A 26,608-nucleotide genomic window follows, 5' to 3' on the forward strand; every position below is an offset into this window, starting at 1 on the left:
GCGCATCAGGACAGAATCCAAGCCACAGAATCTACGCGATGGCACGGCGGCAAACAAGCGTTTGATAGCAGCGCTCGGGAGCATGCCATGCTGCCGCGCAGCATGGCCGGCGCGCCGCGCTCACGCCCCCAGCGGCGACGGCTGCGACGGCGTCGGCGGCTGGCGCGGCGGGATCAGTGCCGGACCGCGCGCGGCCTCCTCTTCGGCCTCATGCTGCGCCGCTTCGGCCTGCGCCTTCAGGCGCTGCAGCGCGGCCAGCATGTCGTCGCCCAGCGCCGCCGGATACTCGGCGCGCGCGCCGTCGGGTACGGCCGACGGGTCCAGCCACATCTGCCAGGTCACGTGCGTGGTGCCCACGTCCTGCCCCGGCGCTGCCTGCAGCCGCCCGCGCGTATGGCTTGAGAGCTTGCGGTAGCTGTAGGAGAACGGCCCCCTGTCGGTCAGCACGTCGACCGCAGGCAGGCCGCCGGCCTTGTGGGCCATGCGGCGTACCGTGCCCGGGCTGCCGCTGCCCAGCACCACGCGGCAGTCCTTGTAGAGGCTGTCCCAGTCCGGCACCGCGCAGTAGCCGCCGGCCAGGTCCCAGACGCGCGCCGGATCGGCCAGCACCTCGACCGAGCGCTCCACGGGGATCAGCTGCGCGTGCGCCGGCGCCTGCCACGCCAGCAGCAGCGCAGGCACGGCGAGCCGGAGCGTGGACAGGGTCAGGCGGGCAATCATTGACATAGGCTAGGCGGCACGCGCACGGTCGGGGCAATGGGTGCAAGCCTAGCCGAGCGCGGCGGCATGTGCCATTACCGAAGGCTCGTAGCGGCCGCGCCGCGCACCGACCGGCCCTACGTGTTTCCGTAGGGCCGCGGCCAACCCGTGCGCGCTGGCGCGCCGTATGCTTATGCCCTCGCGGCTGCGCCCCGCGCACGCCGCCCCGGCATCGGGGAAAACCCGCGGGCCGTGGCGATGGCGCCACGGGACGAAACGGCGCCAGCCGCGCATTCACGGGCGTTCAGCACAGGAATCAATTTTTCTTATCGGCCGCCGCCCGAAAAACTAGTTGGACGCGGGCCGCCGTGCCTTTCAAGAATGCTGTCAGCGGGCGCACCACAGGAGACGCTGCAACCGCGCACTGCCGCGCCATCGATGCGCGCCGGCGGCAAGCCGGCAGCGCACGCCGGGACATCAAGGCTGGCGCCGCGCCCAGCGCGCCCCGCCAGGGCCGAGCCAGACATAGCACGAGAGGAATGCATGGAAACGCAGATCGGCAGTATCCAGAGCCCCCAGCCATCATCACCCGCCAGCGCCGAGGCAGCACCGTCGCGCGGCTTTTTCTCCTGGTACCGCGACATCACCGCCAATGAGCGGCGCACCTTCTGGAGCTGCAAGGTCGGCTATGCGCTCGACGCCATGGACACGCAGTTCCTGAGCTTCGTCATCCCCACGCTGATCGCCACCTGGGGCATCAGCCGCGCCGATGCCGGCTTTATCGGCACCGCCACGCTGCTGACTTCCGCCGCGGGCGGCTGGGTCGCGGGCATCCTGTCCGACCGCATCGGCCGGGTGCGCACGCTGCAGCTGACCATCCTGTGGTTTGCCTTCTTCACCTTCCTGTGCGGGCTGGCGCAGACCTATGAGCAGCTGCTGGTGGCGCGCGCGCTGATGGGCTTCGGCTTCGGCGGCGAATGGACCGCCGGCGCGGTGCTGATCGGCGAGGCCATCCGCGCGCAGGACCGCGGCAAGGCGGTGGGCATGGTGCAGGCCGGCTGGGCCGTGGGCTGGGGCCTGGCGGCGCTGCTGTATGCGCTGGTTTTTTCGTTGCTGCCGGCCGAAACCGCATGGCGCGTGCTGTTCCTGATCGGGCTGCTGCCGGCGGTGTTCGTGATCGTGCTGCGCCGCCTGGTCAAGGAGCCCGAGGTCTATACCGAGCACAAGGCGCGCGAGGCCCAGGCCAGCGAGAAAACCTCGTTCGCCGCGATCTTCTCCCCGCGCCTGCTCAGCATCACGCTGCGCGCGGCGCTGCTGACCACCGGCGCGCAGGGCGGCTACTACGCCATCACCACCTGGCTGCCGACCTTCCTCAAGACCGAGCGCGGCCTGACCGTGCTGGGCACCGGCGGCTACCTGGCGATGGTCATCGTCGGCTCCTATATCGGCTACGTCACCAGCGCCTACCTGACCGACCGCATCGGCCGCAAGCGCAATTTCATCCTGTTCGCGCTGGGCTCGATGACGATCGCGCTGGCCTACACGCACATCCCCGTCAACGACACCGTGATGCTGCTGCTGGGCTTTCCGCTGGGCTTCTTTGCCTCGGGCATCTTCGCCGGCATGGGCGCGTTCCTGACCGAGCTGTTCCCGACCAGCGTGCGCGGCTCGGGCCAGGGCTTCTGCTACAACGTGGGCCGCGCCATCGGCGCGTTCTTCCCGTTCCTGATCGGCCATGTCAGCCAGCAGATGTCGCTGGGCCACGCGATCGGCATCTTCGCCGCGGCCGCGTATGGCGTGCTGATCCTGGCCGCGCTGACCTTGCCGGAAACACGCGGCAAGGCGCTGGAAGCATAGTGGCGCGAAAAACCCTACCTGCGGCAGGGATGCCGCCGCAGGAGATCGACAACCGCCGGCGACAACTGCCAGCATGACACCGCCGCGGCCTGGCGCCGCGGGCGGCACAGATCACAACAACAATCACGGCGGCCCCGCACGGGGCCAGCCCAGTCTTCTTCCGACGGGAATCGGGTCAGCAGTATGTCGGGCTTGCCAGCTCGACGGCAATGCAGCGCAGCAGCGATACGCGCTGGCGATGGCCAGCCGCCGTGCAGCACCGGCGGGCGGCCACGACCGGCACGACGCGCCGCGCCCCGCAGCGCCGCCGCGCAGGCCAGCCCCATTTGCACGCGTGGACCGGCTCACAAGGCCGTGCTCGCACGCCAAGACTCGTTGTCGGAGGCCTACATGATCAAAGATGTGGAAGTCGTGCCGTACCGTGACGCGGGGGCGTCCGGGCATGGCACCGCAGCAACCGCCGCACGCCCGGCCACCGCGCCTGGCAGCGCCCCGGCACTGGTGGCCAACAACGGCATCAAGGTATTCGGCGAGCGCCACCTGGTGCCGGTCAGGCAGCGCGTGCGCCATGGCGCCACCCCCGGACTGGTGACCGCGCTGCAGGCCGAGCCGACCCACGAAGGCCGCAGCGCCGTGATGCAGTCCGCCATCCGCGCGATCGGCTTCGACTGGCTGGGCTACGCCACCGCCGCGCATGTCGGCGGCCAGCTGCAGCCGCGCACCTTCTTTGAAAGCTATTCCCCGCCGGGCTGGCGCGAGCGCTATTTCCGCGAGCGCTACTACGAGATCGACCCGCGCACGCCGCAGCCGGGCACGTTCTGCCTGCCCACCGTGTGGGACGCCGACGACCTGGCGCAGACGCCGCTGGGCAACGTGCCGCCGCTGCGCCGCCGCCGCTTCCTGGAGGACCTGCGCGACGCCGGCGTGCGCAGCGGCATCTTCCTCAACCTGCCGATGCCGGGCAACAGCGAGTTCGTGCTGATCAGCTTTATGTCGGGCATCGAAAGCCGGCGCTGGATCGGCGATTCCGTGGTGGGCCAGGCGCTGGCGATGGGGCTGGCGCTGCATGAATTCCTGACCTGCCACGTCGAGATCCCCGCATTTGCCGGCCGCCATCGCGAAGGTCTGTCGGAGGTGCAGCGCGATATCCTCGCCTGCCTGGCGCAGGGCCTGTCGGACAAGGAGATCGCGCGGCGCATGGACATGTCGATCTTCAACGTCGACTACCACATGCGCCGGCTGCGCAGCCACTTCGGCGTGCGCAACCGCGTGCAGCTGGCCAGCGCGGCGACATTGCTGCGGCCGCCGGGGGCACCGCTGTCGGTGGACAGGGACAAGGATGCGGCGGGGGTGATCGCGGCTTAGTTTGCTGGTTTTCGTTTTGGCATTGGCATTGGCATTGGCATTGGCATTGGCGTTGCCTCCACCGACGGTGTACTCCCTCTCCCGCTAGCGGGAGAGGGTTGGGGTGAGGGCCGGAGCATCAACGAAGTGAAGGCCGTCGCTATTGGACGCGCCCGCCCTCACCCCCGCCCCTCTCCCGCTCGCGGGAGAGGGGAGAAAACCGGCAGCGTCGACATGCCCCCCCTCACTCCCCCTTCGCCCACCGCATCAACTCCGCCACCCGCTCGAACAACGTCCGGTCGATAAACCGGTCCAGCGGAACATTCAAGTACAGCCGCTGCGCCAGGTCCGAATCGAACGCCGACGGCACCAGGTAGTCCGCCGCGGCCTGGCGGATGCGTGCCGCCACCTGGCCGCTGCCCTTGGCCACCACCCGCGGCAGCGTGCCGGGGCCGTCATAGCGAAGCGCCACCGCGTACTGGGTGGAATACACCACCGCGGTCGAGACCCGCACCCGTTCGCTGACGCCAAAGAACGCGGCCTCGAAGAAGGCCGCGCGGCGGCGCCCGGCCATGATCGGGTCGCCCTGGGTCTCCTTGTATTCGCGGCGGTACTCGTCGACGCTCATGCGCTGGCGCTTCATGAACTGGTGGCGCTCGTGCACGTAGTCCACCACCGCCATCACCAGGTAGATCACCGCGGCCCAGCAGCACATGCGCAGGATGATGTAGGCGACCAGCAGCAGGATTTCGGCGGGGCGGGCATAGCCGGTGCGCACGCCATCCTCGATCGCGCCCAGCGCCAGCACATAGACCAGCCCGGCCAGCAGCGCGATCTTGACCAGGATCTTGGCCAGGTTCACCAGGTTGCGCACGGCGAACATGCGCTTCAGGCCCTCGGCCGGGTTCAGCCGCGCCAGGTCCGGCTTGATCTGCTCGAACGCCACCAGCGGGCCCACCTGCAGGAACGCGCCGACGATGCCGCATACCAGCGCCAGCGCAACGATCGGCAACACGCCCATCAGCAGGAAGCGCGCCGCGGCCTCGCCCAGCACCAGCATCTGCTGGTCCGCCAGGTGCTGCGGCACGCTGCCCATGGCGCTGTGCCACAAGGCCTGGAACAGCCGCACGAAATAACGGCCCAGCAGCCACAGGCCCGCCAGCACGCCGAGAAACACCACCGCCGAGGTGACGTCGCTGCTGCGCGGCACCTCGCCGCGCTTGCGCGCCTCGTCCAGCTTGCGCCGGGTTGCCTCGAGGTTCTTTTCGCTGTCGCTCATCGGGTGTCGATATGCCGCCGCCGATGCTAGCGTGCCGCGCCCCGGCGCAGCATCTCGATCAGGATATTGTCCGGGCGCAGGAAGCCCTGCAGCGTATCCACCATCACCGCCAGCATCAGCACCAGCATCAGGAACGCCACCGAGATCTTGACCGGCTGCGCGAACTGGAACACGTCGAACTGCGGCACGAAGCGCGCGATCAGCGCAAAGCCCAGCTCGACGATCACCAGCAGCAGCAGGATTGGCGCGGCCAGCTTGACCACCCACGAGAACAGCGTGCCGGCGTAGAGGTTGGCAAAGCCCATCGACGCCAGCGACATCTCCGGCCCGAACGACATCACCGGCCAGAACGCGAACGACTCCACGATCACGCCGGTCATGGCGATAAAGCCGCCCAGCGCCGCGAACAGGGCGATGCCGAAGTGCGACAGCAGGTTCTCCATGGGCCCGTCCTCCTGCTGCGTCACAGGATCGAAGAAGGTGGCGTTGCCCGAGCCGGTCTGGAAGTCGATCAGCTCGCCGATCATCTGCAGGGCCACGAAGAACAGGCCGAACGCCATGCCCAGCAGCAGCCCGATAAAGGCTTCCTTGAAGATCAGCACCAGCCACAGCCCACCGGCGACGGCGTCCAGGTCGATGCGCGCGCCGGGCGACACGAACAGCGCGATGGCCAGCACGATGCCGTTGCGCGCCACCCCGGGGATGGCCTGCTGCGACAGGAACGGCAGCACCGTAAACGCCGTCAGCAGCCGCGGCATCACCATCACGATCGGCATGATGACCTCGCGTCCCCACTGGAACAGCAAGGCGGGATCGAGCAGTTCGCCTTGCATCTCAGGCATGCCGCGCGTCGTGCCGGGCAGCGTGCCAGCGGCGCGCCGCGGCTTCGTCGATGGCCTCGTCCTCGCGCCGCCCGGCGCCCGCGCGCAGCGCGCGGTGCTCGCGCAGCGCCAGTTCGCGCGCGCCGTCCAGCCGCGCCTGCGCGCGCAGCAGCGCGCGGCGGGCCGCGTCGAAGGCGGCGCGCCGCTGTGCCACGTCGTCGAGCACCGTGGCCAGGTTGGCATTGGCGCGGGCAATGCGGGCGTCGAACGCACTCTGCCAGCCTTGCGCATCGAGCAACCCCGATACCGACACCCCGCCCTGCGATGCGCCCTGGCGCAGGCGTTCGATGAACGCCGCGCGCTCGGCCAATGCGGCCTGCACCGCCTGCTGTGCGGCCTCGGCCTGCCGCAGCCCGGCCATCACCTGCGCGCGCTGCTGCTGCAGCGCACGCAGCGCCTCTTCCTGGCGGCGCTGGCGCACCGCCTCGAGCTGGCCCAGGCGCGGGTCGGCGCCGGCGGCCGTCATTGCGCGGCTCCGGCAAGCGGTGCGGGCTCGCGCACGCGCAACGCCTGCGCCAGCTTGGCGACGGCGCCGGCGAAGGTATCGAGCCGCGCCGCCGGCTGCGCCAGGTAGGCGCGGATATCCGGCATCGCCGCCACGGCGGCGTCGGCGACCGGGTCGGCGCCGGGCCGGTACTCGCCGATCTGCAGCAGCAGCTCCAGCTCCTGGTACCGGGCCAGCAGCTGGCGCAGCCGCGCCGCGTCGCGCGCGTGCGCGCCGGCCGCCACCTGCGGCATCACCCGGCTGACCGACTGCAGCACGTCCACCGGCGGATACTGGCCGGCGCTGGCCAGCTTGCGCGACAGCACGATATGTCCATCGAGGATCGAGCGCACCTCTTCGGCAATGGGATCGCTGTCGTCCTCGCCTTCGGTCAGCACGGTATACGCCGCGGTGATCGAGCCCTGCACGCCGGTGCCGGCGCGCTCCAGCAGCTGCGGCAGCATCGAGAACACGGACGGCGGATAGCTGCGCCGCGTCGGCGGCTCGCCGCTGGCCAGGCCGATCTCGCGCTGCGCGCGCGCCAGCCGCGTCAGCGAGTCGACCAGCAGCAGCACACGCCGGCCCTGGTCGCGGAAATGCTCCGCGATCGCGGTGGCGGTATAGGCGCAGCGCACGCGCTCCATCGGCGAGCGGTCGGAGGTCGAGACCACCAGCACCGTGCGCGCCATCCCTTCGGGGCCCAGGTTGTATTCGATGAACTCGCGCACCTCGCGGCCGCGCTCGCCCACCAGCGCGACCACGTTGACATCGCTGGACGCGCCGCGCGCCAGCATCCCCAGCAAGGTGCTCTTGCCCACGCCCGGCGGCGCGAAGATGCCCACCCGCTGGCCCTCGCCCAGCGTCAGCAGTCCGTCGATGGCGCGCACCCCGGTGGCCAGCGGCTCGCGGATCAGGCGGCGCGTGAGCGGGTCGGGCGGCTCGTTGTCCACCGGCACCCGCGCCACGCCGTCGAGCGCGCCCTTGCCGTCGATGGGCTCGCCCAGCGCGTCCAGCACGCGGCCCAGCAGCGCGGCGCCGGCCGGGCACTGGTGGCCATGGGCGGATGGGATCACCTCGGTCAGCGCCGATACGCCGGTGGTGCGCCCCAGCGGCGTGAGCAGCGCGGTCTGCTGCACGAAACCGACCACCTCGGCCAGCAGCGGCGGCTCGCCGGGCGTGACCAGCTGGCACAGCTCGCCCACATGGGCCTGGATGCCGGTGGCGTTGATCAGCATGCCCACCGCCTTGCTGACGCGCCCGCGCATCGCCACCGGCGTGAAATGCTCGAACGCGCGTTCCAGGTCAGCGGCGGCATGCTGCAGCGCGGCTTCGATATCGGAGGCAGGGAGTTCGCTGGACATGGGTATCAACGTAGGAATCAGCCCGCCCGCAGCCGGCGCGCAAAGGCTTCGAGCTGGGCCTGCAGGCCCACTTCCATGGTGCCCGAAGGGGTCTGGATACGGCAGGCATCGGGTTCCAGCCCCGGCTCGACCACCACGTTGGCGCGGCGTGGCCACTCCTGCGTCTCGGCCAGCCGGTCGAGCAGGCTGCGCACGGCCTGCTCGCGGCCCAGCGGGATCTGGATGGTGATGAAGGGCTCGGCCCGCACCAGCGCCTCGACGCGCTGCAGCGCCACCTCCAGGATGATGTCGGGGTCGAGCTCGCCGGCGATCTGCTGCACCGCCTTCATCACGATCTCGGCCATGGTGCGGCGCATCGCGCCCAGCTGGCGCTCGGCCTCGGCGGCGGTGCTGACCTGTGCCGCGGCATGGTCGGCGTGCGCGCGCGCCCAGCCTTCGCGGTAGCCATGCTGGCGCCGTTCCTCGGCCTCGCGCTGGGCTTCGCTGCGGATGCGCACGGCCTCGCTGCGCGCGGACTCGATCACCGCGGCGGCGTCGAGCAAGGCGGCATACTCGGCCTCCTTGAGCACCTTGCGCTCGGACAGCAGCTGCAGGTTTTCGCTGGTGATCAGAAAAGCCAGTGCCATGCCGGGAACCGTTCGGGGATCAGGTTGAGCAGCAGCAGTTCGCGCAGCTGCGCGGCCTGCGCCGGGGTCAGCGGTGCCGGCGACAACGCCGCCAGGCGCCGGGGAAACTTGCGCCGCAGCGCTTGCAGCAGCGGCGCCGCGCAGGCTTCGTGGCGCGCCTCGGCGGCCAGCAGCCCGCACAGGAGCCGATAGCCGCGCTCGGCCATCAGCCGGCCGGCGCCTGGCGGGTGTGCGCGCAACGGTGCCAGGTTCATCGGCAGCGCCGGCAGGGCCGGCACGCGCTTCAGGATAAAGGCCACGGCGTGGCGGTCGAGCCGGCGCGCGGCACGGCGCATCGCGCGCGGCGCGCTGCCGATCAGCGGCGCTGCCAGGGCCCCGGGCAACGGCGCGATGCTGTCGGCCAGCTGCGCCGGCAGCATGCGGCGCTCGCTGGCAAAGCCCGCCTGGTGCACCGCCAGGCCCAGCCACCACGCCAGCAGGCGCAGGTCGCTGCGTGGCATCAGCACCAGCCGCGCCAGCGAGGGCGGCGCCTGGAGCAGGCGGTGGATCGCGGCGTCACGGTCGCCCTCCGCGCCGAGGCCCAGCGGCTGCGCCAGCACGTCGGCGGCGGCGGGGCCGAAGCGGTCCGCGCGGCGCCAGGCCAGCGGCCAGTCCGCCGGCAGCCAGCTGGGATGCAGATGCGCCAGCGGCCGCTGCGCCAGGTTGGCCACCGCGCGCGCCAGCGCCGGATCCGGCAATGCCGGCGGCGCGGGTGCCAACGCGGCGGCCAGCGCGCCGGGCAGGTAGGCGCCAGGCGCAGCCTCGGCGGCGGCAACGGTGGATAGCAGCGTCAATTTGCGCTCCGCGGCGTGCCGCGCCGCTGCGGCCAGCGCAGCACGCCGCGCTGCCATGCCACCACGGCCGCGACGGCCAGTGCAATCGCCACCGCCGCGCCGACCGCGATCGCGGCGAAGCGTCCCACTGCAAAGCCGGGCGCCGGCCCGGGTGCGCCCGCCTGCGGCGCGAACGGGCGCGCCTCGACCAGCGACAGCGACACGTTGTCATGGGTCACGCCTTCGATGCTGTGCGCCACCATGTCCTTCACGGTCGGCACCAGCAGGCGCAGGTCGGTATCGGCGCGGTGCTTGATGAACACCGCCGCCGACGACGGCCGGATCTTGTCCGAGAGCGGATCGGTGGCGGGGATCACCACATGCACGCGCGCGGTGACCACGCCGTCGATATTGCGCAGCGTCTCCGACAGCTCCTGCGACAGCGCGAAGATATAGCGCATGCGCTCTTCGGTCGGCGTCGCCACCAGCCCCTGCTTCTGGAACACCTGCCCCAGCGACGCAAAGCGTTCGCCCGGCAGGCCTTCGCTGCGCAGGATCTCCAGCGCGGCGGGCAGTTGCGATTCCTCGACGCGCACGCGCCACTGGCCCTCGCCGGTGCCGCCGCTGGTCTCGGCGCGCGCCTTCTCCGCGTCGATGCCCTCCGCGGTCAGCGCGGCCAGCACCTGGTTGGCCTCGGGTTCGTTCAGCGACGCGTACAGGTCGACCTTGCATGCGGCCAGCGCCAGCGCCATCAGCGCCGGCGCCAGCCGGGCCGCGCGCGCAAGGCGCCGGCGCAGCGGTGGCGTGGACATCATTGCTGGTTCTTCAGCAGGCTGTTGAACAGGTTGGTGCCGGCGCTGCCGATGCTGGAGGTCACGTGGATCGACGAGAACAGCTCCAGCGACTGCGTCTGCAGCAGCATGGCCTGGTAGACCACCTCGCTGGTGCTGCCCTCGTAGATCGACGCGAACATGCCGTCGCGCAGCTCCTGCAGGCGCGCGGCCTGGCGCGCCGATTCTTCGCCGGCGGAGACGTAGCTGGCGCGGATGGCGTTGCCGAGCGTGGTCGAAGTCGGGTCTGCCGCCTGGGTCACGTGCGCGGTGCGCGAGCCGTCGGCGGCGCGGCCCTGCTGGACCATCTGCGCGAACTGCCGGGCATCGGCCGGGTCGGGCTGCGCGGCGGGGGCCGCGGCCGGCGACTGGTGCGCGGCGACGGTGGCGCTGTCGGGCGCGGCGCCGGCGGCGGTGGCGGCATTGGCGGCGGCAATGGCGGCGGTCGGGTCCATCATGGCTCTCCTTGCAAGGCGTTGGGCGCCCCGGCATGCCGGGGCGCGTGGCGGCGTGCCGTCAGTTGGTGCGCGAGGTCTGCTTGACGTCCTGCATCGCGCCCTGGACCAGGTTGGCCTTCTGCGTGTTGTGGGCCATCTCGCTGCTGACCACCGCGTTCTGGCGCGTCAGCGTGTCCTGCAGGCCCAGGATGTTCACCGAGAACTCCTGCGCTTTCTGCTGGATTTCCTGCATCTTGGCATTGAGGTCGACTTCAGCCATGACAATCTCCTTCAGGTAGGTTGGCGTCAAACACCTGCCCTCCGGGGGCAAGCGGCATCTGCGCCCGCGGGCGCAAATCCAGTGGCACGGCGCCGGCGTGCGCCGTCATCGCCGTGCCTGCGGCGGCACCGGGCTGTCCTTCAGCACCACGCCGTCCGCGTCGATCCGTTCAATCTCGGCGCCGTTCTTCAGCACCGCCCCTTCGAAATAGCGCGCACCGTTGGCCAGCTGCACCGAGCGCGTGCCGTTGCCGTCCTCGGTAATGCTCACCACGCGCGCCGGGAACACGCCCTGCCAGTTTTCCATGTGGCCGTCGCGCACCTGCCGGCGCCGGCTGTCGGCGGTTTCGCGGTAATCGATCTTGTCGGACACCAGCACGCCCGGGTGCAGGTCCTCGATCACGCGCCGCACCTTGTCGCGCCCGTGCACCGGGTCGGCGGTGCCGCTCAGCAGCACCCGGCCCTGGCCCTGGTAGGCAATGCCCACGCCGGGCTCGTCCAGATAGCGCTGGATATGCTCGATCAGGTCGTCGGCCGAGCGCACCTGCTGCTGCACGCCGCGGCCGAACGGCGCCAGCGCCTGCACGATGCGTTGCCGGTCCACGCGCGAATTGACGAAGCCCTTGACCGTGACCGTGCCGTTGGGCAGCGACACCACCTCCAGCTCCGGATAGGCCGCCACGGTCTTGCGCACCGCGGCGGGATCCGCCTGCTGCGTGCGCGGTGCGAGCCCGCCGTTGGCATAGGTGGCGGCAAGCCAGCCGGCGCCGATGAGGCCCACCACGCCGGCCACGCCCAGCGCCGCCAGCAGCGCGCGCCCGGGCCGGCGCCCGCCCTGCTGCTGCGCGTCGGCATCGCGCGCGGCGCGCCGGCCGGATTCGGCCCAGGCGAAGAGCGTGTCGGTGGCCTCTGACATGCCCGGCTGCGCGCGCAGCAGCTCCACGTCGAGCGCGCCGATGGTGAGGATGTCGCCGCCCGCCAGCGCGAACGCGCGCTGCGTGGTGGCACGGCCGTTGACGTTGACCGCGGCCTCGCCGACACGTTCGGCCGAAACCGCCAGCTCGCCCACCTTGAGCACCAGGTGGCGCGGCTGCACCTCGGCGCCGGGGACGCTGATGTCCACGTCCGCCGCCGTGCCCAGCACATTGGCGCCACGCCGCAGCGTGACCTGGCGGCCGTAGACGTCGCCGCCGAGAAAGCGCAGCGTCCAGCCGGAAGCGTGAGAGTCGTGCAGGTCGGCCATCAGCTCATCCCCGGGATCACCAGGCGCGGCGTCAGCAGGTAGAAGCGCTCCATGTTGTTCTGGCGCTTCTCCTGGTACTTGAACAGGCTGCCGATGATCGGCACGTCCTGCAGCAGCGGCACGCCGGACGAAGCGTTGATCTTCTCTTCGGTGGTGTAGCCGGCGATCAGCAGGCTCTTGCCCTCTTCCACCATCGCCTGCGTGGTGATGGAGCGGCGCCGCACCACCGGGATACGGTCGACGGTCTCGCCGGACAGGTTGCCGTCGGCGATGTCGATGGTGAGCATCACCGCGCGGTTCTGCTGCTCGTCGACCACCAGCGGCGTCACGCGCACCGCCGTGCCGGCGGTGACGTTGAACAGGCCCGCATCCTGGAAGCCGTCGACGCGCACATAGAACTCCTGCAGGTTCTCCAGCGCGGCTTCGGTATTGTCGAGCGTCAGCACCTTGGGCCGCGCCACGAAGTTGGCCTGGCCGCGCTCGGCCAGCGCCTTGACGCGCGTGAGCAGGTAGCGGGTGACATCGCTGCCGATGGCGCCGGTGAACTGCAGCCCGCTGCCGATCGTCGCCGCGGTGGTGCCGGCCTCGTTGGCGAGGTTGCCGAAGCTAAGCCCGGCGTTGCCGTTGCCGCCCCCCAGTTGCAGGTCGACATGGGGCGTATGCAGGCGCCAGTCGACGCCCAGGCTGTCCAGGTCGGCCTGGCTGATGTCCATGATGGTGACCTCGATCTCCACCAGGCGCGGCTTGACGTCGAGCGATTCGATCAGGCGCCGGTACTGCGCCATCTTGTCCGGGGTGTCGCGCACGATCACCGCATTGAGGCGGGTATCGGCCTGGAACTGCGGCAGCTGGCCACTGCCCCAGTTGTTCTGCATGCCAGGGCCCAGGCCGACGCCGCCGCCCATGGCATCGAGCATCTGCGACGGGTCCGCGCTGGGGATGCCCATGCCGCCCCCGCCGCCCTCACCCATGCGCAGCTTGGCCTGGCGCGTGGCGCCGCGGCTGGTGCCCAGGCTGGGGCCGGTGCCAGTGGCCAGCGTGCGGTTGCGGCCGTACAGGTTGCGCAGCACGGTGACCACGCCGGGCACGGTCATCTCCTTGCCGGCGCGGTTGATGCGGAAGTCCGAGGCCCACGAGTACTTGAGCGGGAACAGCTGGATCTCGGCGCGCTCGTCGGCGATGGAGCGGTCGTCCACCGCGCGCACCGCGGCGCGCACGGTCTCGACGTAGCGCTTGGGGCCCGACACCATCAGCGTGCCTTCCGCATCGTTGATGGTGATGGGGTAGCGCGAGTCGGGCACCTGCATGCGTTCCAGCGAATCGCGCAGGCGCGCGCCGGAGCCGCGCGCGATCGGCAGCACCTCGCTGCGCGCCTCGCTGGCGACGTCGATATAGAGCAGCGAACCGTCGTAGTAGTAGGTCAGCCCGAACATCGAGCACACGCTCTTGAGCACGTGCTGCGCGGACTCATTGAACTTGCCGCTGATGGTCCCTTCGACCTTGGGATCGATCACCGCCGTGGTGCCCTGCGAGGCGGTCAGCTCGCGCAGGAAATCCGCCAGCCGCTTGTCGCTGGCCGACGCCTGGAACGGCTTGTTGGGCCAGCGCAGGTCCGCCGCGCGCGCCGCCTGCGGTCCGCACAGCAGCGTCCCCGCCAGGCACAGCAGCGCCGCCGCGGCGCGCCATGGCCGCCGTGGCGCGCCTTGGCGCCATGCCGGCCGGCGCATGGCGCGGCCCGTCGATCCGTGTTCCCCGTGGTGCCCCAGCATCATGTCCGTTTGCTTGTCCGTTGTTCCTGCGTGGTTGCCTGCATGGATTCCGCCCCTTACAGGAAGGTCAGCATGGTCTGCAGCGCGCGCTGCGCGAAGCGCATCACCTCGCCGCCCAGCCAGCCGCCCAGCAGCACCAGCGACACCAGCACCGCGATCAGCCGCGCCGAGGTGCCGATGCTCTGGTCCTGGATCTGCGTCACTGCCTGCAGCACCGCCACCACCAGCGCCACCAGCGTGCCGATCAGCACCACCGGCAGCGTGACCCACAGCACCACCAGCAGCGCCTGGCGCGTGATGTCGAGGATGGTGTCGGCGCCCATCTCACTCTCCGGCCGGGTTCTGGATCCAGCCCACCGGCACCAGCGTCACGTCTTCATCGACCTCCTGGTATGACAGCACCGGGATGCGCGGCGCGACCGGCTCGATCAGCCGCTTGATATAGCGGCGCACGTCGACGCTGACCACCACCACCACGCGCGCGGCGCCGGCACTGCCCGCCGCACCGGCCTTCTCTGCGGCCTTTTCCAGCAGCACGCGCAGTTGCTCGCGGATATCGCGGGTGACGTCGTGGCTGAGCAGCAGCAGGTTGCCGCGCGCCGCCTTCTCGATCGCGCCCTGCACGCGCGCCTCCAGCGCGGGCTCGAACAGCACCGCGTCCAGCGAGCGGTTGGCGCCGACATGGCGGCTGGTGATCAGCCGGCCCAGGTCCACGCGCACCAGCTCGGTCAGCGCGATCGCATCGGTTTCCTTGGGCGCCCAGGTCACCAGGCTTTCGAAGATGGTGCGCAGGTTGCGGATCGGCACGCCCTCCTGCAGCAGCCGGCGCAGCACGTCGGTGACGCGCTGCAGCGGCACCACCCGCGCCAGCTCCATCACCAGGTCCGGCGCCTCGGCCTGGATCACGTGGATCATCGCCTGCACGTCCTGGATGCCCAGCAGCGGCGCGGCATGCTGCTTGATCACCGCGCCCACGTGCACCGCCAGCACTTCCTCGCACGACAGCGTGCGCACGCCGTCGGCGGCGCCAGCCTCGGCCGGCACCCACACCACTTCCGCAAACGGCCCGAACGGCGCGCCGGCCTCGGCCACGCCCTGGTCGACGCGCGCGCGGGCGCCCGGCTCCAGTAGCCGCTTGCCGGGGCGCAGCACGCCGCCGGAAGCCACCACGTCCTGCACGCGGATGGCATACGCATCGGGCTCGCCCAGCGCGCGGTGCTGGATGCGCAGCCGCGGGAACACCATGCCCAGTTCGGCCTCGACCTCGCCCTTGGCGGTGGTCATGCGCTGCTCGAACAGCCGCAGGTCGATGCGCCCGCGCAGCGCTTGGTCCAGCTCCAGCGCCAGCGCCGGCGCCACCGCCGCCTGGGTGCCGGCCGCCGCACCGTCGTCCGCGTCGGCCATCTCGATCCAGGTGACGGTGCCGGTGCTGCGCCGCGCGCGGCGCAGCAGCAGGTAGCCGCCGCCGGCCACCACCAGCGCCATCAGCCCGAAGGTCCATTTGGGAAAGCCCGGCACCACCAGGAACACCGCAATGGCCAGGCCCGATACCACCAGCGCCTTGGGCTGGGCCAGGATCTGCTTGCCGATGACTTCGCCCAGGTTGGGCGCGCGGGTGCGCTCTTCGTCGGACGACACCCGGGTGATCACCACCCCGGCCGCGATCGAGACCAGCAGCGACGGGATCTGCGACACCATGCCGTCGCCGATGGTCAGGATGGCGTAGCGCTGCAGGGCCTCGCCGATGCTCATGTCCTTCATCAGCGTGCCGATGGCGATGCCGGCCAGGATATTGACCAGCGCGATCACCACGCCGGCGATGGCATCGCCCTTGACGAACTTCATCGCGCCGTCCATGGCGCCGTGCAGCTGGCATTCCTGCTCCAGCGCGCGGCGGCGCTCCTGCGCCTGGCCGGCGGTGATGGTGCCGGCGCGCACGTCGGCGTCGATGCTCATCTGCTTGCCCGGCATCGCATCCAGCGCAAAGCGCGCGCCTACCTCGGCCACGCGCTCCGAGCCCTTGGCGATGACGATGAACTGCACGATGGCGATGATCAGGAACACCACCCCGCCGACCACCACGTTGTTGCCGACGATCAGCTTGCCGAAGGTATCGATGATGTGGCCCGCGTCGGCATGCAGCAGGATCAGCTTGGTCGAGGCGATGTTCAGCGACAGCCGGAACAGCGTGGTGAACAGCAGCAGCGACGGGAAGGTCGACAGCGACAGCGCCGACGGGATATAGGTGGCGACGATCAGCAGGGTCAGGCTCATGCCCAGGTTGATCGTCAGCAGCAGGTCCAGCAGGAAGGTCGGCAGCGGCAGCACGAACAGCGCGATCACGGCAAACAGCAGCAGCGTCAGCGCCAGGTCTGACTGGCGCGACGCCGCCGCCGCCATCTGCTGCAGCCCCGGCGCGCCGGGGCCGAGGCCGCGCGGGAACGCTGGGAGGTTTGCCGGGAGTTTCGCCATCGTCCTTGCCGGTGGGATCAGTGGGGGGCAGTGTATGGCCGCCCCTGCACAGCGACCAGTACCGAGGATTCGTAGCGCGTGCCGCACATCCGGCCTGCGCGGCCGGGGCCTGGCGGTTTCGGCCGCCGGCCTACAAGGCTTCGTAGTGGACGCGGCTGCACCCCGCTGCTTATCGTTGCGTCTCGAGCAACCGAGCCTCCCAACATGTCTTCCGTCCTGCCTCGCCCTGGCCGCGCCCCGTCCGCCCAGGCGCCCGCCGCGGCGCCGCGCGGTGACGCGCGCGTGCTGGTACACAGCGCCGCGGCGGCGGCACGGCTGGCCACCGCGGGGCTCGATGCCGCCCCGGCGCTGCCGCATATGGAGCCCGATATCGCGCGGCTGTCCGGCTGGCTGGCCTGCCGCGCGGCCGCCGTGCCGGTGCGGGCGGGCGGGCACGACTGGCAACTGCGTTTTGTCCCTGCAGACCCGGAGATCGCGGCGCGGCCCGGTGCCGGCTATGCCTTCACCTTTGGCGCCAGCCACGGCGTGCTGCGCTGGGATGTGGCCAGCGAACGCCTGCTGCTTGCGGCGCCCGGCGCCGCCGAAGCACTGCCTGCGCTGCTGCGCTACGCGCTGATGGCGGACGCGCTGGCCGAAGCGGTGGCGGCACTGGGCCATGCCGTGCCCGACGCCTTCAGCTGGCAGCCCGATGGCGCCCGGGCGCAGGCAGTGGCTGCGGCCCATGCCTTTGGCTTCGAGCTGCGGCGTGAGGCATCGCCGGCGCGGCTGCGCGGCACCCTGCAGCTGGACCAGCCCGAGCGCCTCGCGGCGCTGCCCGCAGGGTTGCCCGCGCCGGCACCGGCGTGGATGGAGCGCCTGCCGGTGCCGCTCGCGGTGCGCATCGGCACCACGCGGCTGGCGCTGGGCGAGATGCACGGCATCGAGCCCGGCGACATCGTCGGCATCGACGACTGGCATTCGCAGGGCAGCGCGCTGGTGGTGCGCTGTACCACCGGGCGCCACGGCCCGGGCTGGACCGCGCTGGCCGAGGGCCGGCGCCTGGTGGTGCAGGCCGGCGCCGACAGTACGGACGTTTCAAACGGAGCGCATATGGAAGAGCAAGATCCCGCACGGCAAGACCAGCCCATGCCCCATCCGGACGCGGCGCAGCCGACCTTGTCGCGGCTGGACCGCCTGGAGGTGACGCTGCGCTTTGAAGTCGGCGACGTCGCGGTGCCGCTGGCCGAACTGCGCGCGGTGGCCCCGGGCTATGTGTTCGAGCTGCCGCAGCCGCTCAAGCAGAGCGAGGTGCGCATCGTCGCCAACGGCAACCGCATCGGCACCGGCACCCTGATCGCGGTCGGCAACCGCCTGGGGGTGCGCATCACCACCTTTGCCGGCGGCGACGCATGAATCGCGGCAGGCCGCCTCATCCCGTTCCGGCCGGGTGCATGCGATGAACAGCGGACTCTACAATCCGGTCCTGATCCTGACCATCATCCTGACGTTCGGCATTGCGCCCTTCGTCGCGCTGATGGTCACCAGCTACACCAAGCTGGTGATCGTGTTCGGCCTGCTGCGCGCCGCGCTGGGCCTGCAGCAGGTGCCGCCGAACATGGTCCTGAACGGCATCGCCATCATCCTGACCGCCTACATCATGGCGCCGATCGGCTCCGATGCCTTCGATGCCATCAAGCGCCGCGCCGACGCCAACGCCGCCTTCAACGTCAACGACGTGGTCACCGTCTACGACTCGGTCAGCGGCCCGCTCAAGGAATTCCTGGTCAAGCACACCGAGGAGCGCAACCGCACCTTCTTCGTCCAGTCCGCCAAGCGCATCTGGCCCGAGGGCCGCGCCGACGACCTCAAGTCCGACGACATGATGGTGCTGATCCCCAGCTTCACGCTGTCGGAGCTGACCCGGGCGTTCCAGATCGGCTTCGTGGTCTACCTGGTATTCGTGGTGGTCGACCTGATCGTCGCCGCCATCCTGCTGGCGCTGGGCATGTCGATGGTGGCGCCGACCACGATCTCGGTGCCGTTCAAGCTGCTGCTGTTCGTGATGCTGGAGGGCTGGACGCAGCTGATCCAGGGGCTGGTGCTGTCGTATCGGTGAGGGTGGGTGCCGTCGCGTCTATACCACTCTCGTCACCGGGTGGTAGCCCGCCATTTTCGCGTCGGCCGTCAGCAAGGTCATGCCTTCGCTCAGTGCCTGGGCCACCAGCATCCGGTCGAACGGGTCTTTATGCTGCGCGTGCAGAATGAGGCCGTCGAGCGTTCGTGGGTGCTGTTTGCTCAGATCCAGGCTCTTGTAGCCGCACAAATCAAACACCGCAGATGCCTGTGTCGCCGTGACCGGAAGCTTGCCAAGCGAAGCTTTGATGCCGATTTCCCACAGGCTGACCACGGAAACAAAGATCTCGTTGGCCGGATCCGCGATGACTTGCCGGGCGACGGCCGGCAATTGCGGGCTGGCCAAGGCCGCCCAAAGCGCGATATGCGTGTCGAGCAGAACTTTCAACCGTGTTCTCCCAGGAAGAGCTTGCCGACCTCCTCGTCGCTCTCGTTGAACCGGTCAAGCGTCAGATCATCGAACGCATCGCCAAGAAGCGCCCTGCCTCCACCGATACGTTGCGACTGCGGCGACGGGACCGGTACCAGTTGGGCAGCCGGCTTGCCGTTGCGGGCAATGATCACGACCGATTCCGCGCCCGACTCGACCGCGTCGACCAGTCGGGAGAGCTGGCTCTTCGCGTCATGCATGTTGATCGTCAGCATATAGCCTCCTAGCTAGGACAGTTAGCTAAGTATAGCCCAGGCGAACCCCATCCGGACCGTGTGCTCTTGCCCCGATCCTGCTCCGGAGCTAGCTTTTCACGCCAAATGACTCGTGATACCTGACCACGCCCGAGGGCACGTGCGGGCCGAGCGCAATGGCTTGAAAGTACTCCGCCGGAACCCCGGGTAATACGAGCGTCGACTGTGCCGAAAAACCAAAGCGGGAATAGTAGGCCGGCTCCCCGAGTACTACGCAGCCTTGCGCGCCTGACTGTCTGAGGCGATCCAGGGCCGCACGTATGAGCTGCGAGCCTGCCCCAATGCCTTGATGAGCAGGCAGCACCGATACCGGACCAAGTCCGTACCATCGCGCACTTCCGTCTGAGATTTCGATCGGGGAAATGGCGACATGCCCGACAACCTTGCCGGACAGTTCCGCGACAAGCGAGATCTCCAACTGTCCGGCCGCCCTCAGGGCCGTGATGATCAGTGGTTCCGTGCCACTGGCGTGGGTGGCGACGGCGAAGGCGGCCTGTGTCACCTCGGTAATTGCGTGTGCGTCGTCCGGACGCTCGCTCCTGATCAGGAGCGCATCAGTCGTGGTCATTCAGTTTCCTAAAATCGATACGCATGGAAGCCCAACCGAAAGGCACTGAGTGTTGTACCGAACGTTTATCGCCTTCGCGATCCCGTTTGGGGCCTGATACCGGGCGCAGTGTCATCAGCATGGGCGGCGCCCTGCATAAAGAAATCCAGGGCTTTGCCAAGCTCGTCCTCCAGGTGCACGTCCAGGCCGCTCAACCAGGCCATGACGGCCCCAAGGTATAGGAAATGCAGATAGTGCGCCAGGCGCTCGGCCGCAGTATCAGGCCGGAGCTCTCCGGCCTGTTGTGCCTGTTCGATGAGTTGCACATACAAGGGGAGCATGTCCGAACTGGTCTGCTGCTCCATGCCATCGCGCACTTGCTGGAAGCGGAAGCGGATATACGGCGCCGCATACTGGCGATGGTGTTCCCACCAGTTGGCCGAGCCATGCCACAGCGTTGCCACGCGTGCGACGAAGGACTCGCGACTCAGAACGTAGTCCTCCACCGCCGCTTGCAGGTCTTCCTCGAGTTCGTTGTGCATCCAGTGCACCAGCACCGCCTCTTTGACGGGGAAGTGGTTATAGAGCGTGCCTCTCGCAACATCCGCCTCTGCCGCGATCTGTTCCATCGTGACCGCTTCATAACCGTCGCGTTCAAATAACGTATGCGCGATGGCAGCGATGCGGTCACGCGTCTGCTTTCTTTTACGGGCAATGCGATCGTCTTCGCTCATGGCAGTTGCGACTTAATTGGACATTGTCTAGGATTGTACATTGTCCAATCTCGCAAGGGGAAGTCGTCGATGCGCGCAAGGAAGGAAGTTCCCACGGTGGTCATCGGGGCTGGGCTGTCAGGACTGGCCGCCGCGCTTTCGCTGTCTAGTCGTGGCATCCCGGTGATGATCGTGGAGGCGCTGCAGAGCGCGGGCGGATGCTGTTCGACCGAGGTGTCCGACGGATATACCTTCAACAATGGCGCGGTATACGTGGCCGTGCCCTCATTGCTTCATGCTGCCTTCGGGCGCCTGGGCCTGAGCTTCGATGACGAAGTCGAACTCGTCGGCATAGCCAGGCCCCACGCGACTTATCTGGACAATGGCACTGCAGTGCACCTCTCGACAGCGGAACACTCGTACGTGGACGGCGCCGACCACCACCGCCGCACGCAGGCGCTGCGGGACGGGCTGGCCAAGCTACGGGACGATTGGCGTCCGATCTACGCAACCTTGGTCCGCGACGTGCTTCCGGAAGAACCATCGCTGCTACGTACGATCGGCAAACTCTGGAGGCACCTGCCGCGAATGGGCGGGCACGTAAACGGCCTGATCGCGTCCTATTTTCCGGACCGGGATCTGCAGGCTGCTGTCGCGTCCACGTTGCTCTACACGGGCCTCGCACCCGACCGGCTCCCGGCGACACAGATCATCGGCTTGCTGGCCTTGCTGGAGGAAGGCTTTCACCTGCCGCGCGGCGGCATGGGCGCCATTAGTGCTGCCCTGCTGCGAGCCCTGCAGGGTCAATCCGTCTCGGTGCGTTTCGGTACCAAGGTCAGGGAAATCGTCGTCAGCGACGGTCGGGTGCATGGCGTTGTGCTAACCGACGGAGAACACATCCCGGCCTCGCACGTCGTCGCCACGTGTTCGGGATTGGGTGTCGTGAAGAACCTGCTGCGTGCCGCCGATATCCCGCGAAGCCTGGCCGCAAAGGCGGATAAGGCTCCGTTGTCACACAGAGCCATCTCCATCCAGATCGGATATTCCGGTGCTGCGGCAGCCGACGCGTTCATCGTCAACCATGTACCGGCGATGGAAAAACAAGGCGCCATGCACGTTCCGAGATCCGACGTCCCGCCATGGATTGCGTACACGCAGCCTACGCGGGTGCTACCGGAACTGGCACCAGGAGGCAGGCATATCATCGAGCTGTACGCGCCCGCCAGCGATATTCGCTCGGTATCCGAATGGAATCCGGCATGGAGCGATTCGGCACTGGAGAGATACCTGGACGCGTTGCAGAAGCGAGTCCCCGGCATGGCCATCGAAAGGACCCGCGTGCTCGACCCGCAGGACTTTGCCCGGGAACGACAACTGTATGAGGGTGCGCTGTATGGAATTGCCCCGGGTTCTCCACCCCACCGCTTCCTTCCGCATCGGACATCGATCAGCGGGCTATACCTGGGCGGACAGACGACGTTCCCGGGCTATGGCGTGCCGTCGGCAATGCTGTCTGGCATTCAGTCCGCGGAGTCGCTGGTTGCGGACTTGTCTCGGTCGAGCTGACTTCATTGTCCAGGGTGCGCCGGCCAGGCGCGCGGACGCCTGGGAAAGATGCGAGACGTCAGGGCGCTGCGCTGCTCGAGCGCTGCTCCCGGGTGTGCACAGCCGTTGCAAGGGGGATCCACTGCAGATCCCGCCCCACGATCACCTTCCCCGAAAAGCCCTTGCTGGCTGACTCCCACCGACTGGGATCGTTGTCGGCAGGCGCGAGATGGGACAGAACAAGCGTTCTGACGCCAGCGGCTTCCGCCACGGCGCCCACTTCGGTCGCCGCGGTATGGGAATGCACCAGGTGGTGCGCCTTAGCCTCTTGTGCGGGGTTTCGAGGCTTTGGATACAAGGCGTCAACCCACGCGGTGTCGATCACTTCGTGCACCAGTATGTCGGCACCGCGCGCCAGCCTGATCAGGTTCGCATGCGGACTCGTGTCGCCGGAGAAGACAACGGAGCCGTGAGCCGTATCGAACCGGTACGCGAATGCCGGAAATACCGGTGCATGGTTGACTAACGTTGCTGTGACCTTGACGTTCTCGTCACGGTAGACCTCGAAAGGTTCCATCACAGGGGCGGGATCGCGGTCAGGATCCACCCTGAGACTGGCCGGCAGCGCGATGTCCATCACGTCGACACGGCTATGAGGATTCGGTTTGCGACTATCCAGGATGTTGTCATTGATGTCCGCCGCAAAGGCCCGATAAAGCGCCTCCGTCATGGCAACGGTGCCCGGCATCGGCTGCTCGGGGGCAACGATTTCCGACACCCCTTCTTTGCCTCCACTCGCAGGCGGCAACTTCCCCCGTGGGCCCGGACCGAACACCTTGAGTTTCTGACGTCGCTCCGCCAACCCGTCGGATGCACCGAACAGTACCAGCGACGGATAGTCCACGATGTGGTCCGCATGCATATGGGTGATAAACGCGGCCCGCAGCGATTCAAGCCCGCGCCCCGGCGGCGGTGCTCCCAGGCCCGCCTGGAAATAGCGTCGCAGCCATCCCGCTCCGAAGTCGACAAGGTAAACCTGGCCGTTGACTGCCAGGGCGGATGAGATGCCCGCCGATTGCGAGCCCCGCCATGATGTCCGACCGCCTGCCGTTCCCAGAAGGACAAGATTGGGACCAGGATCGGCCAACGATGGCGTCTTCGGTTGGCTGGCTGGATCGGCATGGGAAGCCGAGGCCAGAACGCCGAGCGCCACCGTGGCCGCGGCACAAAGTTGACGAAGGTAGAGAGCCCGGCCAGCCAGTACCCGGGTTAGAACGATAGGCATATGTTCTCCGAAGGAAGGTTTAGTGGTGGCGTACCGTCATTCCGGCTTTACGCCGGCATCGGCAATCACCTTTTCCCAACGGAGCTTCTCGGCCTCGATGAACTTCGCGCCTTCCGGCCGCGACATCGGCATCGGATAGGTGCCCAGATCCTTGAGCCGATCGACAAATGGTTGCTGCTTCAAGGTCTGATTGACAGCCGAATTGACGCGATCCAGCACTGACACCGGCGTCCCCTTTGGCGCAAAGATCGTGAACCATCCCTTGGCCACCAGCCCGGGCGCGACATCCTTTGCAAGCGGAATGCCTTCCAATCCCGGCAAACTGGCGTCCGACGTCACGGCAAGCGCCTTCAGGCGTCCACCACGCACCAGAGGCACCAGCGGCGCAATGCCGTCGACGTAGACGGGGATATCGCCCTTGACCACCGCCTGGATCGCCTGCGTCGTTCCGCTGAAACTAACCTGGCGGAACCTGGCCTGCTGCAACTGCCCCATCATTTCCGCCGTGAGATGCGGAACAGAGCCACGCGTCGGACTGCCGATCACAACATCGTCCGGCCGCCCTTTGGCGTCCTTGATCACCTCGCCAAGGCTCTTGTACGGAGTGGCCGGTCCCGCCACGAACATCATCGGCGTGTACGCCAGCGTGGCAGCCACTTCCGTATCACGCTGGATATCGAACTTCGCTTCCTTGTACATCACCGGCGTCGTGACGGCCGCCGCTGCGTGAAACAGCACGAGCGTATAGCCATCGGCCGGAGCCTGCTTCAGCGCGCTCATTGCGACGATGCCATTGCCACCGGGCTTGTTCTCGACGATGACCTGTTGCTTCCAGGAATTGGCGAGGCGCTCGGCAACCTGGCGCGCAATGATGTCCGGCGCGCTGCCCGCGATGGATGGCACGAGCAGCCGAACCATCTTGTCGGGGTAGGTGCTGGCTGCGGCCGGAAGCGCCATAGCCAACAGCGTCAATGCGAGAAAGGGGCGTTTCATGTTGTCTCCGCGTCTGGCGTGCCGGCGACCCCATCGTCGCGGCACTTATTTGATACACAATCAAATAAGCATTGTAGTTTTATTGACTGCATCTCAAATAAGGAGATACCACTAGGGACGCGGTACTGCGCGCGATCTACCCCCTCGGGCGCTAAGCGGAACGAACGCTTTTCTTCCTTGCAGGCTTTGCGTCGCGTTGCCAGGCTTCGATGCCGTCAAGGGTGATGCGCAGCCCTTCCTCGAACGCCGTATCAGACGACAGTTGGGAAAACGACTTGCTCACGAAGCGCGCGCCGGGATACTGCTCGGCGGAGACGGAATCCAGCTTCTTCTGTATGAAAGCCTGATGGTATGCCGGTAGCTGGCGTGAGGCTTCCGCCATGCTTGCCGCAACCAGGTACTGGGCGAGCAAGTGGTAGCCCAGCGCGACCTGTTCGGCGGAAAAGCCCCCCTGCATGATGGCCGACGTCATGCGGTTGAAGAACTCCAGGCCGTAATCGGTTTCGCCCGGTTGCACATCCTGGAACAGGCGATACCTGTTGTGCGACGCCACATAGTTGCTGACGCCCGGATTTTCCACAGCGACCTGGAAGCTGAGGCGCGCGATGCGCTCGACATCCGCGCGCCAATCGCCTGTCAGCGGCGGAATGCGCAGCGTGCGCTGGCGATAGTAGTCGTTAAGGACGCCCGAAACCAGTTGATCACGGCCACCCAGGTAGTAGTGAATCAGCCCGGGCGCCACGCCAAAATCCTTGGCAAGCTGGACCATCGAGATCTGGTCCAGCGGCACCGTTTTCGTCAACTGAATCGCATGCTGCAGGATTGTGGTGCGGCTGAGCATCGGCTCGGCACCGATCGGCGATTCTGTCTTTGGCGGACGGCCACGGCGGCGCGGTGCCGCGGTGGTCGTTTGCTGGGGGGCGGCCTTTGAGACGGGCGACTTGCGGGCGGCAGGCATGAGCGTGGGAGGATGGAACCAGCGAAAATTGGTAGTCTGCCAATTCTATCCGCTAATCCCGTTGACGCCATCGTCCGCATCGCGTTATGCCGACGCGGCCACCGGTGCCCCCTCCCCTGGCGCGCCCACGCTGTATCGCCCGAGCGACAGGACGAGCATGGCGGAGATCACGAGCATGCAAGGCAGCACAAACAGCGGGACATCGTAGCTGCCATGCCGGTCAAACCACGCACCCAGGGCAATGGGTCCGATGACCGCGCCCAGACCGTAGCCAGAGAAAGCGATACCGAACAGCGAGCCGAACGACGAAAGCCCAAAATATGACCGCACCAGGTAAGAGATCAGATCCCCCTCGGCGCCGATGGTCAGGCCGATCAGCGTCGCGGCGATCAGGAGCGCCGTGTAATCGTGCGCCCCGCGCAACAGGAATACGCCAATGGCGCCACCAACAAAGAAAACGCTCGCTACCAGCGGTGCATGAATCCGGTCGATCAGCAATCCCGTGAGCAGACGGCCGACCAGCAGTCCGACACCCACCATTGACGCGCTCCGCGCGGCCATGGCCGCATCAAATCCGCGATCTGCGAACAGCGAAGGAAGATGTGGCCCCAACGACAACGTGGCTGCCGAGCTCAACACAAAGACCAGCCAGATCGCCCACAGACGGTAACTGCGCAACGCTGCTGCCAGTGGAATCCCTTGCGGTGCGACTGTCATCGCATGCATTGCGTTGCGCGTGCCAGGGAATCTTTCACGCAGAAGACTGCAAGCTACCAGCGACAGCAGGACCGAGCCGATGCCCAGCCCGACGTAAGCCATACGCCAGCCGAAGCTCGTCACCAGGAACTGCGCGGTGATGGGCAATATCACCGTACCGGCACCGAGGCCGCACATCGCAATCCCCAGGGCAAGACCCAGGCGACGGTCGAACCACTGTGGCAGCACCGCGAGGTACCCCAGCACCGACGTCGCCGCGCCGGACACGCCGACGACGATCGACAGGGCGACCCACATCAGCATGCTGCCATTCTGCAGCGCCATCGCCGCGGTGGCCAGCCCGAAAACGATTGCCGAGCAGCCGATCACCCGTCGAATGCCGAACCTGTCCATCATGGCGCCGACGATCGGGCTGACGATTGCAAGCCCAAACATTGACGCCGCGTACGACAGTGAGGCCTGCGAACGTCCCCAACCGAACTCGTCAGCCAACGGCCTGACGAAGACGCCGGCCGTGGCATTGAACAAGGGCGCGTAACCGGCCAGCATGCCAAGGGCGGCGCCCAGGATCACACTGGCGTAAATCCGGCCCGATACGCGGGGCAATGCCGTGGGGGCGTTGTGCATGGTCTCGTCTCCGTGGTCGGGGCGCCGCTTCCGTGAGCGCCCGCCTTATCGTTG

Annotated in this window: 27 protein-coding genes; 5 read left to right on the top strand and 22 right to left on the bottom strand. The window is 68.1% G+C overall.

Going from position 1 to position 26,608, the window contains the following annotated elements:
- Nucleotides 1-120: 120 nt before the first annotated feature.
- Nucleotides 121-726 carry an SRPBCC family protein gene (locus tag U9J39_RS15385; protein WP_115713242.1) on the bottom strand — a complete coding sequence of 202 codons (606 nt, stop codon included), beginning with the start codon at nt 724-726 and terminating at the stop codon, nt 121-123.
- A gap of 537 nt (nt 727-1,263) precedes the next feature.
- Here U9J39_RS15385 and U9J39_RS15390 point away from each other — a divergent pair.
- Entirely contained in the window at nt 1,264-2,556 is a 1,293-nt protein-coding gene (locus tag U9J39_RS15390) for an MFS transporter (protein WP_115714237.1), read from the top strand.
- A gap of 390 nt (nt 2,557-2,946) precedes the next feature.
- Nucleotides 2,947-3,921 (top strand): helix-turn-helix transcriptional regulator, encoded by a 975-nt coding sequence (locus U9J39_RS15395; RefSeq protein WP_116314445.1) that lies wholly within the window; start codon nt 2,947-2,949, stop codon nt 3,919-3,921.
- 223 nt (nt 3,922-4,144) lie between these two features.
- Here U9J39_RS15395 and U9J39_RS15400 read toward each other — a convergent pair whose 3' ends face one another.
- From U9J39_RS15400 to sctV, 13 genes are all read right to left on the bottom strand, one after another.
- Nucleotides 4,145-5,179, bottom strand: coding sequence for an EscU/YscU/HrcU family type III secretion system export apparatus switch protein (locus tag U9J39_RS15400; protein ID WP_116314446.1), 1,035 nt, complete (start codon nt 5,177-5,179; stop codon nt 4,145-4,147).
- A 26-nt stretch (nt 5,180-5,205) separates the two neighbouring features.
- On the bottom strand, nt 5,206-6,021 hold the full coding sequence (sctT, locus tag U9J39_RS15405) for a type III secretion system export apparatus subunit SctT (RefSeq protein WP_025584980.1): 816 nt from the start codon (nt 6,019-6,021) through the stop codon (nt 5,206-5,208).
- Nucleotides 6,014-6,526, bottom strand: a complete 513-nt coding sequence (locus U9J39_RS15410; protein WP_326347439.1) for a type III secretion protein HrpD — start codon at nt 6,524-6,526, stop codon at nt 6,014-6,016. Before U9J39_RS15410 ends, sctT begins: the two co-directional genes overlap by 8 nt.
- Nucleotides 6,523-7,905 carry a FliI/YscN family ATPase gene (locus tag U9J39_RS15415; protein WP_326347440.1) on the bottom strand — a complete coding sequence of 461 codons (1,383 nt, stop codon included), beginning with the start codon at nt 7,903-7,905 and terminating at the stop codon, nt 6,523-6,525. Before U9J39_RS15415 ends, U9J39_RS15410 begins: the two co-directional genes overlap by 4 nt.
- A 17-nt stretch (nt 7,906-7,922) precedes the next feature.
- Complete coding sequence (sctL, locus tag U9J39_RS15420) at nt 7,923-8,531, bottom strand: type III secretion system stator protein SctL (protein WP_012356073.1); 609 nt, start codon at nt 8,529-8,531, stop codon at nt 7,923-7,925.
- Nucleotides 8,513-9,364 carry a type III secretion system protein SctK gene (locus U9J39_RS15425; protein ID WP_326347441.1) on the bottom strand — a complete coding sequence of 284 codons (852 nt, stop codon included), beginning with the start codon at nt 9,362-9,364 and terminating at the stop codon, nt 8,513-8,515. Before U9J39_RS15425 ends, sctL begins: the two co-directional genes overlap by 19 nt.
- Complete coding sequence (sctJ, locus tag U9J39_RS15430) at nt 9,361-10,158, bottom strand: type III secretion system inner membrane ring lipoprotein SctJ (RefSeq protein ID WP_326347442.1); 798 nt, start codon at nt 10,156-10,158, stop codon at nt 9,361-9,363. The genes U9J39_RS15425 and sctJ overlap by 4 nt, the downstream gene beginning before the upstream one ends.
- Entirely contained in the window at nt 10,155-10,631 is a 477-nt protein-coding gene (locus U9J39_RS15435) for a hypothetical protein (RefSeq protein ID WP_115713235.1), read from the bottom strand. The genes sctJ and U9J39_RS15435 overlap by 4 nt, the downstream gene beginning before the upstream one ends.
- Nucleotides 10,632-10,689: 58 nt before the next feature.
- On the bottom strand, nt 10,690-10,890 hold the full coding sequence (locus U9J39_RS15440; RefSeq protein ID WP_018007336.1) for a hypothetical protein: 201 nt from the start codon (nt 10,888-10,890) through the stop codon (nt 10,690-10,692).
- A 105-nt stretch (nt 10,891-10,995) separates the two neighbouring features.
- Entirely contained in the window at nt 10,996-12,132 is a 1,137-nt protein-coding gene (locus U9J39_RS15445; protein ID WP_115713234.1) for a type III secretion system protein SctD, read from the bottom strand.
- A complete protein-coding gene (gene sctC, locus U9J39_RS15450; protein WP_326347446.1) occupies nt 12,132-13,904 on the bottom strand; it encodes a type III secretion system outer membrane ring subunit SctC in 1,773 nt (590 codons plus the stop codon). Before sctC ends, U9J39_RS15445 begins: the two co-directional genes overlap by 1 nt.
- Before the next feature lie 53 nt (nt 13,905-13,957).
- On the bottom strand, nt 13,958-14,224 hold the full coding sequence (locus U9J39_RS15455) for an EscS/YscS/HrcS family type III secretion system export apparatus protein (protein ID WP_018007333.1): 267 nt from the start codon (nt 14,222-14,224) through the stop codon (nt 13,958-13,960).
- 1 nt (nt 14,225) lies between these two features.
- Nucleotides 14,226-16,373 (bottom strand): type III secretion system export apparatus subunit SctV, encoded by a 2,148-nt coding sequence (sctV, locus tag U9J39_RS15460; RefSeq protein WP_326347447.1) that lies wholly within the window; start codon nt 16,371-16,373, stop codon nt 14,226-14,228.
- Nucleotides 16,374-16,577: 204 nt separating this feature from the next.
- Between sctV and sctQ the strand changes: the two genes are divergently transcribed.
- Together sctQ and sctR are read left to right on the top strand one after the other, a co-directional pair.
- A complete protein-coding gene (gene sctQ, locus U9J39_RS15465) occupies nt 16,578-17,765 on the top strand; it encodes a type III secretion system cytoplasmic ring protein SctQ (protein WP_326347448.1) in 1,188 nt (395 codons plus the stop codon).
- 43 nt (nt 17,766-17,808) lie between these two features.
- A complete protein-coding gene (sctR, locus tag U9J39_RS15470; RefSeq protein ID WP_115682486.1) occupies nt 17,809-18,468 on the top strand; it encodes a type III secretion system export apparatus subunit SctR in 660 nt (219 codons plus the stop codon).
- A gap of 18 nt (nt 18,469-18,486) precedes the next feature.
- On the opposite strand, the gene U9J39_RS15475 is transcribed toward sctR, so the two are convergent.
- The 4 genes from U9J39_RS15475 to U9J39_RS15490 all read right to left on the bottom strand — a co-directional run bounded on the left by U9J39_RS15475 (nt 18,487) and on the right by U9J39_RS15490 (nt 20,450).
- Nucleotides 18,487-18,873 carry a type II toxin-antitoxin system VapC family toxin gene (locus U9J39_RS15475; RefSeq protein WP_326347449.1) on the bottom strand — a complete coding sequence of 129 codons (387 nt, stop codon included), beginning with the start codon at nt 18,871-18,873 and terminating at the stop codon, nt 18,487-18,489.
- Nucleotides 18,870-19,130 (bottom strand): type II toxin-antitoxin system Phd/YefM family antitoxin, encoded by a 261-nt coding sequence (locus tag U9J39_RS15480; protein ID WP_115713229.1) that lies wholly within the window; start codon nt 19,128-19,130, stop codon nt 18,870-18,872. Before U9J39_RS15480 ends, U9J39_RS15475 begins: the two co-directional genes overlap by 4 nt.
- Nucleotides 19,131-19,218: 88 nt before the next feature.
- Nucleotides 19,219-19,737, bottom strand: a complete 519-nt coding sequence (locus U9J39_RS15485) for a GNAT family N-acetyltransferase (RefSeq protein ID WP_326347450.1) — start codon at nt 19,735-19,737, stop codon at nt 19,219-19,221.
- 65 nt (nt 19,738-19,802) lie between these two features.
- On the bottom strand, nt 19,803-20,450 hold the full coding sequence (locus U9J39_RS15490) for a TetR/AcrR family transcriptional regulator (protein WP_115713227.1): 648 nt from the start codon (nt 20,448-20,450) through the stop codon (nt 19,803-19,805).
- 69 nt (nt 20,451-20,519) lie between these two features.
- Here U9J39_RS15490 and U9J39_RS15495 point away from each other — a divergent pair, with 69 nt between their 5' ends.
- The gene (locus U9J39_RS15495) at nt 20,520-21,995 is read left to right on the top strand and encodes a phytoene desaturase family protein (protein ID WP_326347451.1); all 1,476 of its coding nucleotides are present in this window, start codon (nt 20,520-20,522) and stop codon (nt 21,993-21,995) included.
- Between the two features lie 58 nt (nt 21,996-22,053).
- Here the strand turns inward: U9J39_RS15495 and U9J39_RS15500 are convergent, their stop codons facing one another.
- The 4 genes from U9J39_RS15500 to U9J39_RS15515 all read right to left on the bottom strand — a co-directional run bounded on the left by U9J39_RS15500 (nt 22,054) and on the right by U9J39_RS15515 (nt 26,554).
- Nucleotides 22,054-23,259 carry an MBL fold metallo-hydrolase gene (locus U9J39_RS15500; protein ID WP_326347452.1) on the bottom strand — a complete coding sequence of 402 codons (1,206 nt, stop codon included), beginning with the start codon at nt 23,257-23,259 and terminating at the stop codon, nt 22,054-22,056.
- Between the two features lie 36 nt (nt 23,260-23,295).
- A complete protein-coding gene (locus U9J39_RS15505; RefSeq protein WP_326347453.1) occupies nt 23,296-24,252 on the bottom strand; it encodes a Bug family tripartite tricarboxylate transporter substrate binding protein in 957 nt (318 codons plus the stop codon).
- Nucleotides 24,253-24,403: 151 nt separating this feature from the next.
- Complete coding sequence (locus U9J39_RS15510) at nt 24,404-25,210, bottom strand: TetR/AcrR family transcriptional regulator (protein ID WP_326347454.1); 807 nt, start codon at nt 25,208-25,210, stop codon at nt 24,404-24,406.
- Nucleotides 25,211-25,294: 84 nt separating this feature from the next.
- Nucleotides 25,295-26,554, bottom strand: coding sequence for an MFS transporter (locus U9J39_RS15515; RefSeq protein ID WP_326347455.1), 1,260 nt, complete (start codon nt 26,552-26,554; stop codon nt 25,295-25,297).
- Nucleotides 26,555-26,608: the final 54 nt, after the last annotated feature.

Origin of the sequence: Cupriavidus sp. SS-3 (genome assembly GCF_035818815.1) — a bacterium.
Taxonomy (GTDB): Bacteria; Pseudomonadota; Gammaproteobacteria; order Burkholderiales; family Burkholderiaceae; genus Cupriavidus; species Cupriavidus taiwanensis_C.

Coding starts and splice junctions, on each gene's coding strand:
- sctQ (WP_326347448.1), top strand. CDS start 16,578: ATGTCTTCCGTCCTGCCTCGCCCTGGCCGCGCCCCGTCCGCCCAGGCG.
- U9J39_RS15485 (WP_326347450.1), bottom strand. CDS start 19,737: ATGACCACGACTGATGCGCTCCTGATCAGGAGCGAGCGTCCGGACGAC.
- U9J39_RS15500 (WP_326347452.1), bottom strand. CDS start 23,259: ATGCCTATCGTTCTAACCCGGGTACTGGCTGGCCGGGCTCTCTACCTT.
- U9J39_RS15400 (WP_116314446.1), bottom strand. CDS start 5,179: ATGAGCGACAGCGAAAAGAACCTCGAGGCAACCCGGCGCAAGCTGGAC.
- U9J39_RS15440 (WP_018007336.1), bottom strand. CDS start 10,890: ATGGCTGAAGTCGACCTCAATGCCAAGATGCAGGAAATCCAGCAGAAA.
- U9J39_RS15515 (WP_326347455.1), bottom strand. CDS start 26,554: ATGCACAACGCCCCCACGGCATTGCCCCGCGTATCGGGCCGGATTTAC.
- U9J39_RS15410 (WP_326347439.1), bottom strand. CDS start 6,526: ATGACGGCCGCCGGCGCCGACCCGCGCCTGGGCCAGCTCGAGGCGGTG.
- U9J39_RS15455 (WP_018007333.1), bottom strand. CDS start 14,224: ATGGGCGCCGACACCATCCTCGACATCACGCGCCAGGCGCTGCTGGTG.
- U9J39_RS15480 (WP_115713229.1), bottom strand. CDS start 19,130: ATGCTGACGATCAACATGCATGACGCGAAGAGCCAGCTCTCCCGACTG.
- U9J39_RS15505 (WP_326347453.1), bottom strand. CDS start 24,252: ATGAAACGCCCCTTTCTCGCATTGACGCTGTTGGCTATGGCGCTTCCG.
- sctR (WP_115682486.1), top strand. CDS start 17,809: ATGAACAGCGGACTCTACAATCCGGTCCTGATCCTGACCATCATCCTG.
- sctJ (WP_326347442.1), bottom strand. CDS start 10,158: ATGATGTCCACGCCACCGCTGCGCCGGCGCCTTGCGCGCGCGGCCCGG.
- U9J39_RS15385 (WP_115713242.1), bottom strand. CDS start 726: ATGTCAATGATTGCCCGCCTGACCCTGTCCACGCTCCGGCTCGCCGTG.
- sctL (WP_012356073.1), bottom strand. CDS start 8,531: ATGGCACTGGCTTTTCTGATCACCAGCGAAAACCTGCAGCTGCTGTCC.
- sctC (WP_326347446.1), bottom strand. CDS start 13,904: ATGATGCTGGGGCACCACGGGGAACACGGATCGACGGGCCGCGCCATG.
- U9J39_RS15490 (WP_115713227.1), bottom strand. CDS start 20,450: ATGAGCGAAGACGATCGCATTGCCCGTAAAAGAAAGCAGACGCGTGAC.
- U9J39_RS15395 (WP_116314445.1), top strand. CDS start 2,947: ATGATCAAAGATGTGGAAGTCGTGCCGTACCGTGACGCGGGGGCGTCC.
- U9J39_RS15495 (WP_326347451.1), top strand. CDS start 20,520: ATGCGCGCAAGGAAGGAAGTTCCCACGGTGGTCATCGGGGCTGGGCTG.
- U9J39_RS15435 (WP_115713235.1), bottom strand. CDS start 10,631: ATGATGGACCCGACCGCCGCCATTGCCGCCGCCAATGCCGCCACCGCC.
- U9J39_RS15510 (WP_326347454.1), bottom strand. CDS start 25,210: ATGCCTGCCGCCCGCAAGTCGCCCGTCTCAAAGGCCGCCCCCCAGCAA.
- sctV (WP_326347447.1), bottom strand. CDS start 16,373: ATGGCGAAACTCCCGGCAAACCTCCCAGCGTTCCCGCGCGGCCTCGGC.
- sctT (WP_025584980.1), bottom strand. CDS start 6,021: ATGCCTGAGATGCAAGGCGAACTGCTCGATCCCGCCTTGCTGTTCCAG.
- U9J39_RS15445 (WP_115713234.1), bottom strand. CDS start 12,132: ATGGCCGACCTGCACGACTCTCACGCTTCCGGCTGGACGCTGCGCTTT.
- U9J39_RS15415 (WP_326347440.1), bottom strand. CDS start 7,905: ATGTCCAGCGAACTCCCTGCCTCCGATATCGAAGCCGCGCTGCAGCAT.